Source organism: Flagellimonas yonaguniensis (assembly GCF_029193885.1).
GTDB lineage: Bacteria > Bacteroidota > Bacteroidia > Flavobacteriales > Flavobacteriaceae > Flagellimonas > Flagellimonas yonaguniensis.
Genome location: NZ_JARFVB010000014.1, coordinates 12785 through 30967, shown reverse-complemented (window position 1 = coordinate 30967; position 18183 = coordinate 12785). Strand labels below are relative to the sequence as shown.

The window sequence follows — 18183 nt, the reverse complement described above, 5'->3', positions numbered from 1 at the left end:
AAATTAAAGACAAATCCCCATGGGACCAGCCCACGGGGAGTATTCATAAATAGGAGTCTAATTTGATGTTACATTTTGGCTCCTTCATATCCATCCAAAATCCATCAACCATGAAAAGGTATTATCCTGTTCATTATATTTAATCTACTGGAATGGATAGCATTGGAATGTTGAGCCCGGAAGCCATTTCCCTTGTCTTGCTTCTATGAATCAAAGATTCCCAGAAACCATATGTTTTTGGGATCATCACAAGTAGGTTTGAGTTTGATTTAATGATTTCCCTTTCGATTTCCCTTATGACATCATCTGAATTTACCTTTTTATATAGGTGGACAACATTTCCCAACCCCTTGTCAATATGCGCATAAATATCGTTATTTGCTTTTAGCTCGTCCAGTTTCTTTTCAACATAAAACACGGTGACCTCGGATTTTAGACCAATTGCAATTTGCTTCAACCGAACCAAGGTTCTTAGTGGAATTCCCTGCATGAGATCACAAGCAAAAAGAATCTTGTCAATACCCGTAAACTTAGCGTCCACTGGAACGGCCAGCACAGGAAATTTTTTCATGCTTATCAAGGTAGTGGTCGGGTTCCCCATTAAATTCTGCTCCATCGATTTGGCTGACATGCCGATAACCAAAAACCTAGCCTCATGAACTTTCATCAAGGAATCTATTTCACGCTCAAAATCCAACAACCTGCACTCATAATCAACCTCGATATCGAACTCTTCGGACAATCTAGATGCCTGCACCCTTAACTTATCCTTTTGGGCATCAATCAATGCATCCATGGATTCAACGCTCACCCAGGTATTCGACGCATGTACAGGTAACTTAAAAACATTAAAGAGTACAACCTTTGCTTTGAACAACTTTGCCAAATGTGCCGAATAGGTTACAGCATTGTCAGATGTCTTAGAAAAATTTGTTGCTACTAATATGGTTTCCATAATATAAGACATGATTTATTTCCAGCCTCCACCGAGAGCTCTGTACAATTCGACGATCGCGCTTAATTGTGCGTATTGTGAATTCACATAATTAAGTTCGGAGTTCAAGGCGTTTTGACGGGCGGTCAATACTTCCAGATAATTGGCCAGACCATTGTCCAACAACTCCTCGGAATAATCTTCAGCTGTGGCATAGGCCTCAAGCTCTTTTGAGCGTGATTGCAATTTTTGGGTTTCCGCATCATAGGTATACAGGGCATCACTGACTTCCCGTCCGGCAATGAGCAAAACTTGCCTATAACCCAGTAACGCTTGTTCTTGGCGCACTTTGGCCACCTCCATTTGGGTCCGCAATCGTCTCCCGTTAAAAATTGGTTGGGTCAAGGATGCCGCCAAATTGGAAAAGAGGGAGCTAGCATCCAACCAATTGTCAAGTTCCAAACTTTGAAAACCTCCTGCAGCCGACAGGCTCAATGATGGGTATAGGCTACTTTTGGCCACATTGGTCAATTCAAAAGCATTGATCAAGCCATACTCCGCCTGTATCACATCTGGACGGTTCGCAAGCAACATATAAGGCACTCCTGTACTCAGTTTGGTGTCGATGGTTTGATGGTTCAAACTTCCTCGCTGAATTTTTTGTGGAGCTTCACCCAACAGGATACTAAAGGCGTTCTCCAACAATTTGATGTTGTTCTCTAGATCAATCACAATGATTTCGGTGGTATGCACCTGTGCTTCGGTCTGTTTTACAGCAACTTCCGTCAATTGTCCCGCATCCTTAAGGGCAATGGTGGTCTCCAAACTGTTCCTTCTGGATTCTAGGGTTTGTCTGGAAACTTCCAACTGTTTGTCCAACGCCAATAATTGATAATAAGTACTGGCAATACCTGCGATGAGGTCTGTTTTTATTGCTTGGTGTGCCGAAACGCTCTGTAAATATGAGGCACTGGCAGCACGTTTGTTACTTCGGATCTTGCCCCAAATATCGGCTTCCCAAGAAAGAGCCCCGGAGAGCTCATACTGTTCAAGGGCACTGGTAAAAAAACTACCGAACTGGCTATTTTTTGAATTTTTAGTCCTGGTAAAACCCGCGGTTCCGGAAAGTGTGGGATAATACCCTGCTTTTCCTTGTTTTACATAAGCCTCGGCAGCCACAACATTTTGTAGCGCGATCCTAATATCGATGTTGTTCTCAAGTCCTTGCTCTATGTATGATTTCAATTGTGTATCGCTGAACAGGTCCCTCCAGGATACGTCGGCCATGGATATACTGTCCTGTGGCAAGTTGTCCGTTCGGTACAAAGGCTCTACTTCCTCCAATTCCGGACGTGTATAGTTTTTTGCAACGAAACAACCCTGTAAGGTTGTGGCCATTACGGCCACAACTGCGGATTTGCCAACTATTTTTTTTATGGTCAATTTCATAATTATGCTTCTCTTGTTTCAACAATAGGTTTTCTGGATGCTTTTTCGTGTAGCCATTGGAAAAGAATGAACAAACTTGGGATTACAAATATTCCCAATACCGTTCCTATGAGCATTCCCCCAGCAGCACCGGTACCGATTGAGTTGTTTCCTTCGGCCCCCACACCTTTGGCCAATACCAAGGGCATCAACCCTAAAATAAAGGCAAATGAGGTCATCAATATGGGACGAAGACGCGTCTGGGCACCATGAATGGCCGCATCGACCAGATTTTCGCCCCGACGTCGCCTTTGCAGGGCAAACTCCACAATAAGGATTGCGTTCTTGGCCAAAAGCCCTACTAACATGATCAAAGCGATTTGGAAGTAAATATTGTTTTCCAACCCGAACATTTTAGTTGAAAAGAAAGCCCCAAAAACTCCCAATGGCAATGAAAATATGACCGCCAAAGGCAACAAGTAGCTTTCATATTGTGCTGCCAATAGGAAATACACGAAGATGATCACCAAAATGAATATGACCGTCGTTTGGTTACCTGCGTTGACCTCCTCCCGCGAAAGCCCAGAATAAGCCAATTCGTAATTACTGGGCAATGTTTTCATTTCTTCGTTGACCACGGCAATGGCATCACCGGTACTATAACCAGGGTTGGAAGCGCCGGTGACTTTGGCCGAGGTATATAGGTTAAACCGGGTTACCGATTGTGGTCCATAGATCCTTTCCAATTCGATGAACTGGGTAATGGGCGCCATTTCTCCACTACCGGTCCTAATGTATATTTCATTGAGCGATTCCACATCGGTCCTATTCTCCGGTTTGGCTTGGACATATACCCGATATTGTTTTCCAAATCTGGCAAAATCGGCAGCATAGATACTACCTATATAGCCCTGCAGACTGGAGAAAATACTACTAACGGATACGCCATATCGTTTGGCCAGTGGAACATCGATTTTCAGGTCATACTGAGGATAATTGGTATTAAATGACGTCTGTCCGTATTGTATTTCGGGGTGTTTTATCAAATTGCCTATAAACTCCCTAGTGGTTTTATCCAACTCTTTGAAATTACCGCCTGATTTATCCAACAAGTTGACCTCAAAACCACCAGAAAGTCCAAATCCCGGTATACTGGGTGGTGAAAAGAAAATAATATTGGCCTCTGGAATCGTCGCGGCGATACCGAACAATTGCCCAATAATCGCTTGTGAGGATTGGGTTTCATCCTCGCGTTCCTTCCAATCCTTGAGTTTGATAAATCCAAGTCCGTAATTACTACCTGAACCACTTATAAGACTACTACCATTAATCGTGGTTACGGCTTCCACTCCCGGAATTTGCTTGGCTTTTTGATAAATTTCCTGGTTGACCATCTGGGTACGGTCCAATGAGGCTCCTGCCGGCAGTTCCACATTTAAGAATATGATTCCCCTATCCTCTTCCGGAACAAATCCGGTTGGAGTGGTATTGGCCGCCCACCAAATGCCCACAGCCGACAATACCAGCATCAGAGCAGTAACCCATCTGTTGCGATATATAAATCGCAAGGAATTGCCATAACGTGATACCGTTGCATTGAAACCTTTGTTGAATCGATCATAAAAACGTTGTAAAAAGGATTTCTTTTCATCTTCGTGGTCCTCCTCATCATGTCCTTTTAAAAATAGTGCACATAGCGCCGGACTTAAAGTCAGTGCATTTACAGCTGAAATCAAAATTGCAACGATCAAGGTTATACCGAACTGCTCATAAAACACGCCCGAGGGTCCCTGTATAAAAGTTACAGGTACGAATACGGCGGCCATAACCAATGTTATGGAGATAATGGCCCCCGAGATTTCGTGCATGGCTCCCAAGGTCGCCTTTTTGGCATCGTTGGCCCCCTCATCGATCTTAGCGTGCACGGCTTCCACTACCACAATGGCGTCATCCACTACAATACCAATGGCCAACACCAATGCGAACAAGGTCAAAAGGTTAATGGAATAACCAAACAAATTCAGAAAGAAGAATGTACCGACAATCGCTACGGGTACCGCTATGGCTGGAATTAGCGTAGATCGAAAATCCTGTAGGAAGATAAATACCACAAGGAACACCAATAAAAAGGCCTCTATCAATGTACTTCGCACTTTGTTCATCGAAGCCGTCAAGAACTCATTGGTATCATAGTTTATCAAATAGTCCACACCTTCCGGAAAATCCTTGGACAGTCGATCTAATTCAGACTTGATATTATCAATAATTTCCTGTGCATTGGAGCCTGCGGTTTGGAAAATCCCCATGTTCACACTGGGGCGGCCATCCGTATAACCAAAAATATCATAGCCCTGTGCATCCAATTCAATGGACGCCACATCATTTAAACGCAAATACTCACCATTATCAAGTGCTTTTATGACGATATTGGAATATTGTTCCTCTGTCTTGAAACGTCCATCATAGGTGATGTTATAGGTAAATGATTGTCCATCGTTTTGGCCTAGTGATCCTGCCGAAGCTTCCAAGCTCTGTTCCCTCAAAGCTGCAGTAACATCGGCTGGCTCCAAGCCATATGCTGCCAGCTTTTCAGGCTTTAACCATATTCTCATAGCGTAATCACCCGTTCCAAAAACCCGTACATTTCCGACCCCGTTGATACGCTGAATTGCCGGAATCACATTGATCCTTAGGTAGTTTTGAACGTATGTGGCATCGTACTGTTCTTCATTTTCGGTATATACCGCCATGAACATCAGTGCGGAGGTCTGTTGCTTTTGCGTAATGACCCCAGTTTGAATCACCGCTTGGGGCAATAGGGCATTCGCCCGTGCCACCCGGTTTTGCACGTTGACGGATGCTATATCCGGATCCATATCCTGATCGAAAAAAACCGTGATGTTGGCAGAACCGTCATTGGAAGCCGTGGAAGTAATATATGTCATCCCCTCTACCCCGTTGATCTGCTCCTCAATGGGAATGATGACACTTTCCATTACTGTTTCGGCACTGGCTCCCGGATAGGTGGCGTTTACCTGAATGGTCGGGGGCGCAATATCGGGGTATTGTTCAACAGGTAATGTTGTATACCCCAAAATACCCAGAATGACTATTATGATGGAGATTACCGTAGAAAGTATCGGTCTTTCTATAAATGTTTTTAACATGATTTATCTTTCTAAATGTTATTAAAATAGCGGCTTTATTGCCTTGACAATACTATCGAAAGCCATCTTTTGAGGTATTATTGGAGTGCCATTTCTCAACTTATCGATTCCATTCACGACAATCACATCACCTTCTTTCAGACCTGAATTGACCACATACAAAACCCTGTTCTTATCTTCAATTCCAATTAAGGTCGATTTAGCGGTATTGTCCTCGCCAACGGTATAGACAAAAATTTGCCCTTGTTGCTCGAAAGTCGCTGCTTGGGGCACCACAACCATATTTTCATGTTGTTTTGGAATATTGATGGTACCACTGTTTCCATTGGTCAACAACATATTTGGATTGTCGAAAACAGCTCTAAAGCTAACGGTACCCGTATTGGCATTGATCTGTCCAGTCACAGTTTCAATGGTGCCCTGTTGCTCATAGGGTTGACCATTTGCCATCAGTAGTTCCACTTTGGGGAAGTTTTTGATTTTTTCTGGCAAGGTCTTACCAGCAGTCACCTGTAAAAAGTTGAGATAGTCCGATTCGTTCATTGAAAAGTACGCAAACACCTTTTCGATGCTCGTTACGGTGGTCAGAGGTACGGCATTGGCGGCACTGACCAGTGACCCCTCTCTCAAGCGAATGGCACCTACATATCCATTTATAGGACTTGCCACTGTGGCATAGCCTATGTTGGCAACAATACTGTTATACGTGCTTTTGGCTTGCGCCAAATTAGCCTGGGCCGTTTCCAATTGCACCTCGCTGATGATTTTCTTTTCCACCAAAGGCTTTAATTTATTCACTTCTACCTGTGCCACCCTAATGCGTGCTTTGGCCGCTTCTGCATCCTGACTCAAGGATTGCGTTTCCAGTTTAAACAAAGGTTGGCCTTTACTTACTTTTTGGCCCTCGTCCACCAATACTTCTTGGATGTATCCAGATACTTTGGCGCGGACCTCACTGTTGATCGCTCCCTCTATGGTCGTTGGGTACGAAGTATAAGTTGTAAGGTTTTTAGTGGGAACAGCGGTCACCTCAAAGGGCAATGCCGATTGTTGCTGGGGAGCCTGTTGATTTTGTTTACAACTGGCAAACAGTGTTACTGCGATTCCTGTAAGGAACAAATGATTTATGAATGATCGTCTCATCTTTTATTAATATTGGTTTTATTGATTTCCAGTGTTTCCTTTAACGTGTTTATTGACCTTGTAGCTCCATCCAGGAATTCGATATAATCCGAATGGAAGTCAAGCTCAAACTTGTCTTTATCTTTCAATGTTTTATTGATGTCCTTCTTATAGGTCATGATTTCCAAATGGATTTCCTTTTCTTCTTGCCAATCCTCGACCATATCCGTAATTCTTTGAATCATGGTGTTGGTGTTGGTATTGACAATGAAATATTTTTTCCTGTCACCGGTTTTGGTAAAATATCCCAGCTTCTTTAGATCTTGTAAATGATTGAGGTGTGTCGATATCGTGCTTTTGCTTGCACAAAGGTTATGCACCAGATCCTCAAAGGTGGTGCCTTGTTTACCCGATAAAATAATATAGGAGAAAATTCGAGCGGCGACAGGTGCCATATGCTCTTTTTTCTCAAACAAAATTCCCAGCCTTTCGACCAGTTCACGTTTTCTTTTTTCAGACGAATCCATGTTTATTTTGATTTACGCGACAAAAATACAGTTGGGTTCGGAATAATTCGAACCAAACGAAGTTAAATGTTTGTTAATGTTATTTTATGAAGATTGTAACGGAAAACCTTGGTTGTTTTTTTTTAAAAGTCAAGGGAAGCTCTTAGCAAACCGATGGGATTGAAAAAGACCTCCTGTGATGGTCAATGCCCCGTCTTCAATTAAATACCACTCTTATCGCTAACAGTCTACTCGAACCATCTGGAATGGATTTAGATCAGCTAGGCCAACTGAAACCCTTTTCCGGCACCTGTGTTTAAGCTGTTGGGGCTACCAATCAAACTCTTTGAAAGTGTCGTTACGGTAACCGGAAACGATTATGCCCCGTAAATTATATATGATCATGTGATTGAAGATATCATTGTTCAAATATTGGTCTATAAAATAATCATCCTTGAACAGTATCTCCTCAAATTTATTGTAGTACAAATCACAAAATAGCTGCAAGTTGATCTCCGGTACAATAATCCCTTCCTTCTTGGCCTTTTCCAATAAACCGTAAATTACCTTGTTTACCATATGGGACCTGAAATTTTCAAAAAGATCATATGCTTTTGGATAATATTTTTTTATTCCAAAAATAAACGATGGCCTAAATTGGTTCAGCCTTTCAAAACCACTTTTATAGATAAGTGTAATGCTTGTAATGGGATCCTTATGACTGTAAACTATGTTTTCCACTTTGAAGCTAAATTCATCAATTAGAAATTTAACACTGGCTGTCACCAGGTCCTCCTTGCTGGGATAGTACTTGTATATCGTCTTCTTAGAGATACCCAAAGTTTGGGCAAGTTCATCCATGGTAAAATGCTTACTTCCAAATTTCGTGAAGTTATCCACTGAACACTTGAGAACCTCTTTCTTACCTATCATAGTGTAAAAATATTGTCTTCTATTGGAAATTTAAAACTATTTTGCTTCACAACTTTTTTCGACCTAATGTCCGAACAACCTCCTGTCCATTGTTGCAAGGCATCCTTACCTCTTATTCGCCCAATAGACCAAGACTGGAATACTTTTGGGGATTACTGCCGCAACTAGTTGACCCCAGTTGTTTGTACAGAAGGGAATCGATGTGCCCAATACGATAAACGCTGGCGATGCCTTCGGTTGCAAAGATGAAGTATCCAGTAGATACGGGTCGAACATGTACCCCCTTTTGATTGCTAAAACAGTACCAGTTCCTTTGGCAATAGCAGTACCTACCGCGGCCCAAAAAACTGTTCTGGTCATATTCCATATTTCCTTTCCCCATTTTTCCAACAACAGTTCCGGGGACATACAACTCTACCGAAATATAAACTCTTTCCTTTTTTAAGTTTTCTTTTCATTTTGGCCAAATTAAAATCCAACCGAACAGTTCTTCAACTTTGGGTCCTGTCCGATACAACAAGTCAATTTTTTTAATGGGGTTTTCGCAAACTAATTTATTATTGTAAAAAGAGATAATCCTTCAGAAAAATTTAATATTTAGTTTACATTTTATCTTACACCATACCATAACTTCATTGCTGTTTTTGGTCTATCGCTTTTTTGGAACTGCAGAAAAATCCTCAATAAATCCAATCAATAATGCACATAATGAAAGCTCCACGATTGTTTTTTTTCACCTTCCTGACATTCATAATGGTCATCTGCGGGGCCTATACCGCAAAGTACAGTGAAAATACACAGGGATACCAAAAATCCAAGGAAGAATGGTTCTTTAAGGCCATTTCTAGATATCCGGTCTCCATTACGTTCGAACCCATTGTCCTTTTTGACAATGGGGACTATGTGGAAGTGGGAACGGAGCCCGTCGGTTCCCTCGATAGGGTCCCATCCAAGAGTAATCGCCCGAAAGCTTGGGGAAAATGGGAGCTCAAAGGAGGTCGTTATTATTTGACCGACCATAAGGGACGGACGAACGATTATGGATTGGGATCTGGAAATTGGTTTCCTGCCTTTCCCTATCGGCCCAATCCGAAATTGGCTAGGATCTATCAGAACACCTGTTCCACTGATATAGGCTATGGGAGTACCCTGACCATCTCAAAGGTTACATTCATTGACGGTGAACACTTTATAGAAGGGGAAAACATGGGGGGCCTGACGCCAAATGCAGCTACTTGGGAAAAAAGTGCCCATACAGGAACTTATCATATTGAAGACCATATCATCACATTAAATTTTTCGGATGGCAAACAGGAAAAGCGTTCCTTCGCTGTCAGCCCAAAGGGAAATCCGGCCATACCCAACCCAAAGATGATCTTTATCGGAGGGGATGCCTACTTGGCCGAGGAATGAAACAAAAAACAATTCAATATATTTTTTAAACCAAAAAAAGCAAATGAAAAACAACCTTTCTATTTTGACCCTATCATTATTGACGTTCTCCCTAAACTCCTGTGACGGAAGTGGGGAAGATGACAACGACAATAATGATGACACCGGATTTGACACGGAGATCGTGGGAGAATCCGGCATTTTGGAAAACTTGAACACCACAAACCTTGACACATCCGGTTTTCCTTGGTATTATCAGGACGATGTCAACCAAACGGGGTGTGGCCTTTCCGAGTTGACCAATGGAAAACTGAAAAGATGGGATATCGAAAATGAGGGCCTGATACCGGTAAAAATCGGTACTGTACCTTTTGCAACGGAAGCCTTGGACGCGATCGAGGATAAATTGGGAATGACCTTGTTCGATAGGACAAGCATAGGCAACACACCCAATGAAAATGTTTCAAAGGGGCTGATTTTTAGTGATGGGACCGCTTCCGGGCCCAATCCGACCACTGATTGCGGACATGTTTCTGCTGGTGTTGGGACGTTCAGTTATCCTTACCAGGGAGGGGACACGGAATCCTCTTCTGAAAACATATATTTTGAGTATGACAATGAGGGAAACATCGTAGGCCATGACAATCCGATGGTGGGTTTGGCCTATGACGAGGCCGGTAATGCGGTGGGCAACATCTTGGAGGACACACCCTTTATTTTCGACGACAATGGAGCGGTGATCGGTATCAAGGCCGAAGAAGATGAGCTGATCAAGGACATCAACGGGAATGCCATTTGTACCATACTGTACAATAAGACCCTGTTTGATTCAAATGGAATGGCCATAGGGGCAAATGCATGGATCAGTGGGAGCCATGAAGATCGGGATGCCTACCTGATCAAATACCGTGTGGTCGAAGATCCCTTCTATGATGCAACGGGCCGTATCAATACAGTTCTGTATGTACATATCGGTTCTTCGGCCTGTGAAAGTGAAATCGATCTGGACTTGGTCGTGCACGAGACTGGTCATGCCCTTGGACTGGGAGCACATTTTGAGGGATTCGGCTACGGCCCTGCAGTGGACGGCAATTTCTGGAACGTTCTCAATACCCTGTACCACAATCCCATTGGAAGCGATGAAAGTTCCCTGAACATCCACCAAATCGAGTTTTAGGTCCAAAGGGAAAAATATGGAATCCCAACATACCTATTCGCGGCCCTGTTGGGATTGTTTCAAGGTCCTGACAAACTGTTTCAGGTTCTCATGGGAATGACTCAACCGACCGTTCACCATGATTACGGGGGTACCCACTTGGTTGCCAATGACCCCTTGTTCCCTGAGCTTGTCCCACATATAGGCGCCATATTCGGGATGTTGGGTGAAATTGAACAAGGTAAAGTCCACCTTGTTCTGTACTAGATAATCCGTTGTATAGGCACATCGTGTACAACCATCCCTACTGAAGACCACAATCCCCTGTTCAAACTTTTTGAAATCCTCGGGGTCGTAAATCTTGGCCGGCATTAGGACCTGGTTATACCCGTAGACATAGCCTATAGGCCCCCCGATTTTTTTGAGTTCGGCCACCAATAAGGTCTTTTGCGGCTCCACGAGCTTTACAATGGGTTGCCCATCATGTTCCAATCCGGTGACCTCACTGAGTTCAAAGGTAATCTCAACAGGTTCATCCAAAGTATTCTTCGCCTTGAACACCACATGTGTCGGGGTTTCCTCTTCAAGGATTTCCACGGCGACCTGTGAGAAGGACAAGAGACCGGACATAAGAAAAACAAAATGGACAAAAAAGGTTTTCATATCGGATTGGTTTCAGTAAGGTTGACACAACATTGTTGTTTGATAAAGCACTGGATTAAATTACTAAAAAAACAAGTCTCCCGACAGTTACCAAAACGTAAAATTCCATCATTAACATATGACACCCATCATACGCCTACATAGCTCCTTTATGGTCTAAGACATTGGTCTGAACTATACTTTATCCAACGTATAATCCGTACTGTACACCGTACAGACCTGATATACATCGACCCTTACCTTATCCTTGGTGAACTCTAAGACTATAAAAATATACTTGACCGGATCGAACCACTTTAGATGCGGATTCTTTGCGGCCAGGCCCAAACTGTTCTATAGCATGTTCCTTTATGAGACCCGTTACTTATTCATCAACAGTAACTCTATCTATTTATTTGACTTGGCCCAATGGTGTCCTAAAAAATCATCCAGATGACTTGTATTTTATTTACTAGCTTACTTAGATGGCCAATCAAACCCTTTCAACGACAATGGCATACCCCATGCCCACGCCCACGCACATGGTGGCCAATGCGTATCTTTTCCGTTGGTTTTGAAGTTCCAATGCTGCCGTATAGGTGATTCTTGTTCCGGTCATGCCCAAAGGATGCCCTATGGCAATGGCCCCTCCGTTGCTATTGATCCTGGGATCATCATCATGCAACCCCCATTCCCTGATACAGGCCAGACTCTGCGCCGAGAATGCCTCGTTGAGTTCGATGACATCCATTTGATCCAGTGTCAGACCTGCTTTGTCCAAAACCTTTTTGGTGGCCAACACAGGTCCGATGCCCATTATCCTTGGCTCCACCCCTACCACTGCGGATGCCACTACCCTGGCCAAGGGTTTCAACCCATACAACCCTACAGCTTTTCCGGATGCCACGAATATGGCTCCTGCCCCATCGTTCAGTCCCGAGGCATTGCCCGCCGTGACGGTCCCGTCTGCCTTAAAGGCTGGACGTAATTTGGAAAGCCCTTCGGGTGTCGTATCGGGCCTAATGAACTCGTCCCGGTCAAAAATAATGGGATCCTTTTTTCTTTGTGGGATCTCCACTGGCATGATTTCCTCTCCCAATCGCCCGTTCTTTTGGGCGGCAACGGCCTTCATCTGGGAATTGTAGGCGAACAGGTCTTGGTCTTCCCTTGAAATCCCATATTGGTCCACCAAGTTCTCCGCGGTGATGCCCATAGGATCGGTCCCGTACATTTCCTCCATCTTTGGGTTCTCAAACCGCCAACCAAAACTAGAATCGTACATCTGGGAATCATTGCCGTAGGCCCTGGAAGATTTGGATACCACCAAAGGTCCACGGGTCATGTGTTCCACCCCTCCCGAGATAAAGATATCCCCATCGCCCGCTTTTATGGCACGTACAGCATGTACAATGCTGGACATACCGGAGGAGCAGAGGCGATTGACGGTCTCCCCGGGAACCGTGTGCGGAAGTCCTGCCAGCAAAAGGGCCATACGCGCCACGTTACGGTTATCCTCCCCAGCTTGGTTATGACATCCCAAAATGACATCATCTATTTTATCCTTTGGTATCCCGGGGTTTCTCTCCATCAATTCCTTGATGACCATGGCTGCCAGATTATCTGTTCGAATGGGCGATAAGGTGCCACGAAAACTGCCGATCGGTGTCCTGATACCGTCTATAATATATGCTTCTTCCATTATAAGTACTTTGTCAAATTCTTGTTTTTCGAATAATGAACGAGGTAATCAATGTTACGGATAGCCCTATAAGACAGCCTATCAGCACAGTGACAAATCGTTCGAACGGGGATATGATACTACCAGGATGTTCGATCAAAATGATAAGCAGCGCCACAATGGCCGGACGCACGACTTGCATCAATTTGAACAACTTGCAAATGATGGTGGTGACCACAATCCCCAATACCACCTTTGCTACATAATCAATATTTATAAAAAATACGGTCAACCCCGAAAGGGACCCTATAAAATTGGAGATCACCCTCTCCTTTGTCAGCTTTGGGGCCAACTTTCTTCCCTCTGGTGGTATCACCAAGATGATGGAAAGCAACGCCCAAAAGAAATCTTCGGAAGAAAAGGCGATCATTAAATAATAGCCTATCAAAAAACCTATGATACATCGGGTCAGATAAATAAAGAACGATCTATCGAAATTCTTGGATACGCTACTCAAAGGTTTCATCATGCAAGTTTTTCCACAAATGTAGCGGATGTAAGTGCACGAACCTCTTCCAAAGTGGCCCCCGGCATGATTTCGATCAATACCAACATTCCCTTTATAAATTCAAAAACTGCCTTATCCGTGATAATCATATCCACAGAACCTTTTGAAGTCAAGGGTAAAGTGCATTGGGGTACCACCTTGGGCGAACCATCCTTATTGGTATGGGTCATAGTAATGATGAGCCTTTTGGCCCCAGACGCCAAATCCATGGCGCCCCCTACCCCCAACAAAGGTTTTCCCGGTACGGCCCAGTTGGCCAAATCGGCATGCTCGTCCACTTGCAGCCCTCCCATCACGGCAACATCGACATGTTTTCCTCTGATCATGCCAAAAGATTCGGAGCTATCAAAGTAGCTACTTCCCGGTAGGGCGGTCACGGGAATCTTCCCTGCATTCACAGGATAGTCCAATGCCCCACCATCCATGGGCGCCGGGCCAACCCCGAGCATTCCATTTTCGGTATGAAGGTTGATATCGTCTTCTGGCCAGATCAAATCCGCCACCAAAGTTGGTATGCCGATTCCCAAGTTGACCACATCCCCTTTTTGGAGTTCCTTAAGGACTCTTTTGGCCATATCCATACGGGCTTCACTTACTTTTTTGGCAATACCCACATCTGCGGATGAACCCAGGTCGTCCATTGTCAGTGTAGCCTGTACCAGATAATCCACATAACAGCCAGGGGTGTGGATTTGATTGGGATCCAATTCACCGATCTCCACGATTTCCTCCACTTCCACAATGACCAAGTCGGCCGCGGTAGCCATGGCCTTGTTGAAATTTTGTTCTGTTAGCCGATATTGGAGGTTTCCCATTTTATCGGCTTTCCATGCCCGGATAAAGGCCACGTTTCCCCGAATACCTTCCACAAAAACTTGTTCCACCCCTTTTATGGTTTTGGTTTCCCTGTTCTCTGCCAATAGTGTCCCTGCCGAAGTGGGGGTGTAAAACCCACCTATTCCAGCCCCACCGGCTCGAATCGCTTCGGCCAAAGTCCCTTGAGGAATCAACTCATAGGCCACTTTGCCGGATTGGGCGGCTTCCACCGCTTCTGGGTTACTGGTAAAAAAGGAGCCTACCATTTTTTTAATCTGGCCATTGCGAAGCAACCTGCCTCCACCCAGTCCGGGCTCCCCAACATTGTTTCCTATGAATGTGATATCCTTTGTATCCGTCTCGGCCAATGCATGCATCAGATGCACTGGGTTTCCTGTCATTCCAAACCCCCCCTGCAATAAGGTGTCACCGTTTTTTACCAGTGCCACTGCTTCTTCCAAACTGATTTGTGGTGTATGTTTCATTAAATTTTGATCATTATTTTTGAATGAATTGGAGCACTTGCTCTGAAAATTCCTGTGCCTTTTCCACATTCGACAAATGAGCCGCCCTTACCTGAACATGGGTAGCATTGGGTATTCCTTTTTCAAGAAATTTGCCGTGCTCCACCGTAGTGACCTCATCCTTGTTCCCACTTATGATAAGGGTTTTGGAAACTATCTGGTTAAGGTCTTCCCTAAAGTCAGCATCGCGGACCGCGGCACAATTGCCCATATATCCGTTGACATCGATATGAATTATTTGATTGGCCAAATCTTGTACAATATCTGGATGGCTGCTCCTGAATTCGTTTGTGAACCAACGCTCCTTACTGTCTTCCGCCAAGGAATCCATGCCATTTTTTTTCACGAATGCGATACGGTCATTCCAGCCTGTTTCCGTTCCAATCTTGGCAGCCGTATTGGCTAGGATCAAACGGTTGAGTCGATTCCCTGCATGGATTCCCAACCATTGGCCGATGAGTCCACCCATGGATAACCCACAAAAACTGAATTTTTCAATGTGCAAACGGTCTGCCAAGGCAAGAACATCCTTTCCCAACAGTTCCGTGGTGTATTCTCCAGGAGTCACCTCAGATTTTCCATGCCCTCGTGTGTCATAGGTCAGAAGGTTCACATGGTTTTTCAAATAGGCGATTTGCTCAGACCACATGGAAAGGTTACAACCCAACGAATTGGAGAAAATAAGCACTTCTTTATGCCCATTGTCCTCGTAATGGAAATGAACCTTGGTGTTATTGATTTTTGCAATCTCCATTGTTTGAATACTTTTTGATTTTGGTAATTCTTTTGATCATGGTTTCTTCAAATGAACTACCGAAGATGGGCATCCACCTTCGGTAGTTCACTTTTACAATTATCGGTGCTTTATCCCAACCTCAGGAAGCGATGGAAGCACGGGTTCTGTGGTTTTCACCTGGCGCAATCTTCTCACTGTCCTTCACCATGTGAAAGTTAAAATCGATGGAGGCGAATGGTTCGTCTTTGCCCATGGCTTTGGCCTCTTCCAATGAAAGATGCTTTACCGGGGGCACCAAGTCTTTTTTGGTGGCAAAGGCAAAATCATCATAGGTCAATGGGTCTCCTTCAATATTGATCTGTGTGGTCAATTTTCTGTATCCGGGAGCCGTAATGAAGAAATGGATGTGTGCTGGTCGGGAACCATGGCGCCCCAATGCTGTCATCAATCTATCCGTAGGTCCTTCCGGGGGGCACGAATACCCAACGGGCAAGAATGATTTGAACTGGTATTTCCCATCTGCCGCTGTTCTAATGGCCCTGCGAAGATTATAGTCGGACTGGCTACTGTCAAAGTAGGAATACAACCCCAATTGGTTGCAATGCCACACTTCTACCAAAGCACCTTCTATGGGGTTGCCTTCCTCATCCAGTACCTCCCCTTGCATGTAAAGTGACTCATCCCCTTGATTTGGCTCATTTTCCAATTCGGCATAGCTCAAAGATTCAGGTGCTCCCGCCACATACAATGGTCCTTCAATAGTTCGTGGGGTTTTCAACTCGATACCTGCTTGGGCATCTTCCCAATCCATTTTTTCATCCAGAAAATGTTCCAACCCGATTCCAGCGGCCACCAATCCTATTTCATTTTTCTTGCCAACTTCGGCAATCCAATCACAGGCTTTCCACACTTCCTCTGCAGTGATATCCAATTCTGCAATGGCATAAAACAAATCTTTCAACAACCTGTTCGTGATTTCCTTTATTCTTTCATTCCCTTCCCCAACCTTTTCCTTGGATAGGATTTCTGCCAGTACCGCATCAATTGCTTCTTTGTTCATCTTAGTAATTTTTAGTGTTAATATGCATTTGTATTCGTCTTTGTTTGTTTATAACATAGTTTCCCGAATGGCATTGGGATGCTTGCATAGGCTTTTCACCTTCATGGTCATATAGGGGAAAAGCGGCAATTCGGTAAGTATTTGGTGTAGCTCGTCCGGACTTTCAACATCCAGGATGCTTATGTTCGAATATTGTCCTGCAACCCTCCACAGGTATACCCATTTACCAGATTTCTGATATTTCTGGGATGTTTGCTGTTCCCTGGTGATATAGTCCTTTAATTTTTCCTCACTCCAAGTTTCTGGGATGTGCACATCCATTTCAACACAGTAAAGCATAGTCTTCTATTATTTTCGTTTATACTGATTCAGTTTGTCTTCATCCAGTTCAAGACCAAGACCAGGCCCGGTAGGTATACTTAATGTGCCATTGGAATAGTCCAACTTGGTCTTGATGATATCATCCGTAAGCAATAGTGGTCCGAACAGTTCAGTGCCCCAACTCAAATTTTTGAGTGTACTGAACGCATGTGCCGAAGCAATGGTTCCAATGGAACCTTCCAACAACGTGCCCCCGTACAATCCAATATCCGAAGCTTCGGCAATGGCCGCTACTTTCAAGACATTGTACAGACCACCTGACTTTCCAATCTTAAGGGCAAAAACACTGCCTCCCCTTATTTTTGCCAATTGAAATGCATCGGTTAACGTGCGCTGCGACTCATCTGCCATAATAGGTACTTCAAATGTTTGGGTGAGTCGTGCCAGACCTTCAAAATTCTCCTTGTTTATCGGCTGCTCTATAAGGTCGATGCCATTTTCCTGCAACTTTTTGATATAAATCTTGGCCGTACCTTCATCCCAAGCCTGATTGACATCCACTGTAACCTTGGCCCGAGCACCCAATGCCTTTTTAATGGCGATCACATGTTCAACGGCCCTGTTATCAGTTTGCCATCCCGTCTTTATCTTAAAGGTGTTGTGTCTATTCTCCGCTATCAATTTTTCCGCTTCGGCAATGTCCTTTTCAGTATCGCCACTGGCCAACGTCCAAAGAACATCCAGTGCGGTGTGTTGTGAACCTCCCAGTAGGGTCGAGACAGAAACGCCCAAGCGTTTTCCCTGGGCATCCAACAAAGCAGTCTCTATGCCAGATTTGGTAATCGGGTTCCCTTTGATGTTTTTCTCCAACTTGTTCATAATAGCGTGGATGTTGGTGGCATCCATACCCAGGAGAAGTGGAATAAAATAGGTGTTGAGATTGACCATCATAGCTTCCGGAGACTCTTCCCCATAGCTTAGCCCCCCAATGGTGGTGGACTCCCCTATACCTTCCACTCCATCACTACAGAACAATCGGATAATCACAAAACTGTTCTTCTTCATGACCGTCATGGATAAATGATGGAGTCGTATGGTCGGGAGATCTACAATACAGGTCTCGATTCTTTCAATTTTAGGATATGTCATTTTTTGATATAACGTTAAATACGCATATAAATAATTATGCGATTGGTAATT

General features: G+C 44.1%; 17 protein-coding genes. 2 read left to right on the top strand and 15 right to left on the bottom strand.

Going from position 1 to position 18183, the window contains the following annotated elements:
• Positions 1-139 precede the first annotated feature (139 nt).
• From PY092_RS16270 to PY092_RS16240, 7 genes are all read right to left on the bottom strand, one after another.
• Positions 140-955: a universal stress protein gene (locus PY092_RS16270; protein ID WP_275616871.1), complete on the bottom strand. Its 816-nt coding sequence runs from the start codon at positions 953-955 to the stop codon at positions 140-142.
• Between the two features lie 15 nt (positions 956-970).
• On the bottom strand, positions 971-2383 hold the full coding sequence (locus PY092_RS16265) for an efflux transporter outer membrane subunit (protein ID WP_275616870.1): 1413 nt from the start codon (positions 2381-2383) through the stop codon (positions 971-973).
• A 2-nt stretch (positions 2384-2385) separates the two neighbouring features.
• Positions 2386-5529: an efflux RND transporter permease subunit gene (locus PY092_RS16260; RefSeq protein ID WP_275616869.1), complete on the bottom strand. Its 3144-nt coding sequence runs from the start codon at positions 5527-5529 to the stop codon at positions 2386-2388.
• A 21-nt stretch (positions 5530-5550) separates the two neighbouring features.
• Complete coding sequence (locus PY092_RS16255; protein WP_275616868.1) at positions 5551-6672, bottom strand: efflux RND transporter periplasmic adaptor subunit; 1122 nt, start codon at positions 6670-6672, stop codon at positions 5551-5553.
• Complete coding sequence (locus PY092_RS16250) at positions 6669-7178, bottom strand: GbsR/MarR family transcriptional regulator (RefSeq protein ID WP_275616867.1); 510 nt, start codon at positions 7176-7178, stop codon at positions 6669-6671. The genes PY092_RS16255 and PY092_RS16250 overlap by 4 nt, the downstream gene beginning before the upstream one ends.
• Positions 7179-7487: 309 nt before the next feature.
• A complete protein-coding gene (locus tag PY092_RS16245) occupies positions 7488-8090 on the bottom strand; it encodes a TetR/AcrR family transcriptional regulator (protein WP_275616866.1) in 603 nt (200 codons plus the stop codon).
• 105 nt (positions 8091-8195) lie between these two features.
• On the bottom strand, positions 8196-8450 hold the full coding sequence (locus tag PY092_RS16240) for a hypothetical protein (protein WP_275616865.1): 255 nt from the start codon (positions 8448-8450) through the stop codon (positions 8196-8198).
• 348 nt (positions 8451-8798) lie between these two features.
• Here PY092_RS16240 and PY092_RS16235 point away from each other — a divergent pair, with 348 nt between their 5' ends.
• Both PY092_RS16235 and PY092_RS16230 read left to right on the top strand, forming a co-directional pair.
• On the top strand, positions 8799-9503 hold the full coding sequence (locus tag PY092_RS16235; RefSeq protein ID WP_275616864.1) for a hypothetical protein: 705 nt from the start codon (positions 8799-8801) through the stop codon (positions 9501-9503).
• 43 nt (positions 9504-9546) lie between these two features.
• Positions 9547-10659 (top strand): hypothetical protein, encoded by a 1113-nt coding sequence (locus tag PY092_RS16230; protein WP_275616863.1) that lies wholly within the window; start codon positions 9547-9549, stop codon positions 10657-10659.
• Between the two features lie 33 nt (positions 10660-10692).
• Here the strand turns inward: PY092_RS16230 and PY092_RS16225 are convergent, their stop codons facing one another.
• From PY092_RS16225 to PY092_RS16190, 8 genes are all read right to left on the bottom strand, one after another.
• Complete coding sequence (locus PY092_RS16225) at positions 10693-11301, bottom strand: glutaredoxin domain-containing protein (RefSeq protein WP_275616862.1); 609 nt, start codon at positions 11299-11301, stop codon at positions 10693-10695.
• 472 nt (positions 11302-11773) lie between these two features.
• Positions 11774-12979: an acetyl-CoA C-acyltransferase gene (locus tag PY092_RS16220; RefSeq protein WP_275616861.1), complete on the bottom strand. Its 1206-nt coding sequence runs from the start codon at positions 12977-12979 to the stop codon at positions 11774-11776.
• Between the two features lie 13 nt (positions 12980-12992).
• Positions 12993-13487 carry an FUSC family protein gene (locus tag PY092_RS16215; RefSeq protein ID WP_275616860.1) on the bottom strand — a complete coding sequence of 165 codons (495 nt, stop codon included), beginning with the start codon at positions 13485-13487 and terminating at the stop codon, positions 12993-12995.
• Positions 13484-14827: a 3-oxoacid CoA-transferase gene (locus PY092_RS16210; RefSeq protein ID WP_275616859.1), complete on the bottom strand. Its 1344-nt coding sequence runs from the start codon at positions 14825-14827 to the stop codon at positions 13484-13486. The genes PY092_RS16215 and PY092_RS16210 overlap by 4 nt, the downstream gene beginning before the upstream one ends.
• A 13-nt stretch (positions 14828-14840) precedes the next feature.
• Entirely contained in the window at positions 14841-15620 is a 780-nt protein-coding gene (gene pcaD / locus PY092_RS16205) for a 3-oxoadipate enol-lactonase (protein WP_275616858.1), read from the bottom strand.
• Between the two features lie 121 nt (positions 15621-15741).
• Positions 15742-16662: a catechol 1,2-dioxygenase gene (catA, locus tag PY092_RS16200; RefSeq protein WP_275616857.1), complete on the bottom strand. Its 921-nt coding sequence runs from the start codon at positions 16660-16662 to the stop codon at positions 15742-15744.
• 48 nt (positions 16663-16710) lie between these two features.
• Positions 16711-17001 (bottom strand): muconolactone Delta-isomerase family protein, encoded by a 291-nt coding sequence (locus PY092_RS16195; RefSeq protein WP_275616856.1) that lies wholly within the window; start codon positions 16999-17001, stop codon positions 16711-16713.
• A 9-nt stretch (positions 17002-17010) separates the two neighbouring features.
• On the bottom strand, positions 17011-18132 hold the full coding sequence (locus tag PY092_RS16190) for a muconate/chloromuconate family cycloisomerase (protein ID WP_275616855.1): 1122 nt from the start codon (positions 18130-18132) through the stop codon (positions 17011-17013).
• Positions 18133-18183 lie beyond the last annotated feature (51 nt).

Coding starts and splice junctions, on each gene's coding strand:
- PY092_RS16270 (WP_275616871.1), bottom strand. CDS start 955: ATGGAAACCATATTAGTAGCAACAAATTTTTCTAAGACATCTGACAAT.
- PY092_RS16265 (WP_275616870.1), bottom strand. CDS start 2,383: ATGAAATTGACCATAAAAAAAATAGTTGGCAAATCCGCAGTTGTGGCC.
- PY092_RS16260 (WP_275616869.1), bottom strand. CDS start 5,529: ATGTTAAAAACATTTATAGAAAGACCGATACTTTCTACGGTAATCTCC.
- PY092_RS16255 (WP_275616868.1), bottom strand. CDS start 6,672: ATGAGACGATCATTCATAAATCATTTGTTCCTTACAGGAATCGCAGTA.
- PY092_RS16250 (WP_275616867.1), bottom strand. CDS start 7,178: ATGGATTCGTCTGAAAAAAGAAAACGTGAACTGGTCGAAAGGCTGGGA.
- PY092_RS16245 (WP_275616866.1), bottom strand. CDS start 8,090: ATGATAGGTAAGAAAGAGGTTCTCAAGTGTTCAGTGGATAACTTCACG.
- PY092_RS16240 (WP_275616865.1), bottom strand. CDS start 8,450: ATGACCAGAACAGTTTTTTGGGCCGCGGTAGGTACTGCTATTGCCAAA.
- PY092_RS16235 (WP_275616864.1), top strand. CDS start 8,799: ATGAAAGCTCCACGATTGTTTTTTTTCACCTTCCTGACATTCATAATG.
- PY092_RS16230 (WP_275616863.1), top strand. CDS start 9,547: ATGAAAAACAACCTTTCTATTTTGACCCTATCATTATTGACGTTCTCC.
- PY092_RS16225 (WP_275616862.1), bottom strand. CDS start 11,301: ATGAAAACCTTTTTTGTCCATTTTGTTTTTCTTATGTCCGGTCTCTTG.
- PY092_RS16220 (WP_275616861.1), bottom strand. CDS start 12,979: ATGGAAGAAGCATATATTATAGACGGTATCAGGACACCGATCGGCAGT.
- PY092_RS16215 (WP_275616860.1), bottom strand. CDS start 13,487: ATGATGAAACCTTTGAGTAGCGTATCCAAGAATTTCGATAGATCGTTC.
- PY092_RS16210 (WP_275616859.1), bottom strand. CDS start 14,827: ATGAAACATACACCACAAATCAGTTTGGAAGAAGCAGTGGCACTGGTA.
- pcaD (WP_275616858.1), bottom strand. CDS start 15,620: ATGGAGATTGCAAAAATCAATAACACCAAGGTTCATTTCCATTACGAG.
- catA (WP_275616857.1), bottom strand. CDS start 16,662: ATGAACAAAGAAGCAATTGATGCGGTACTGGCAGAAATCCTATCCAAG.
- PY092_RS16195 (WP_275616856.1), bottom strand. CDS start 17,001: ATGCTTTACTGTGTTGAAATGGATGTGCACATCCCAGAAACTTGGAGT.
- PY092_RS16190 (WP_275616855.1), bottom strand. CDS start 18,132: ATGACATATCCTAAAATTGAAAGAATCGAGACCTGTATTGTAGATCTC.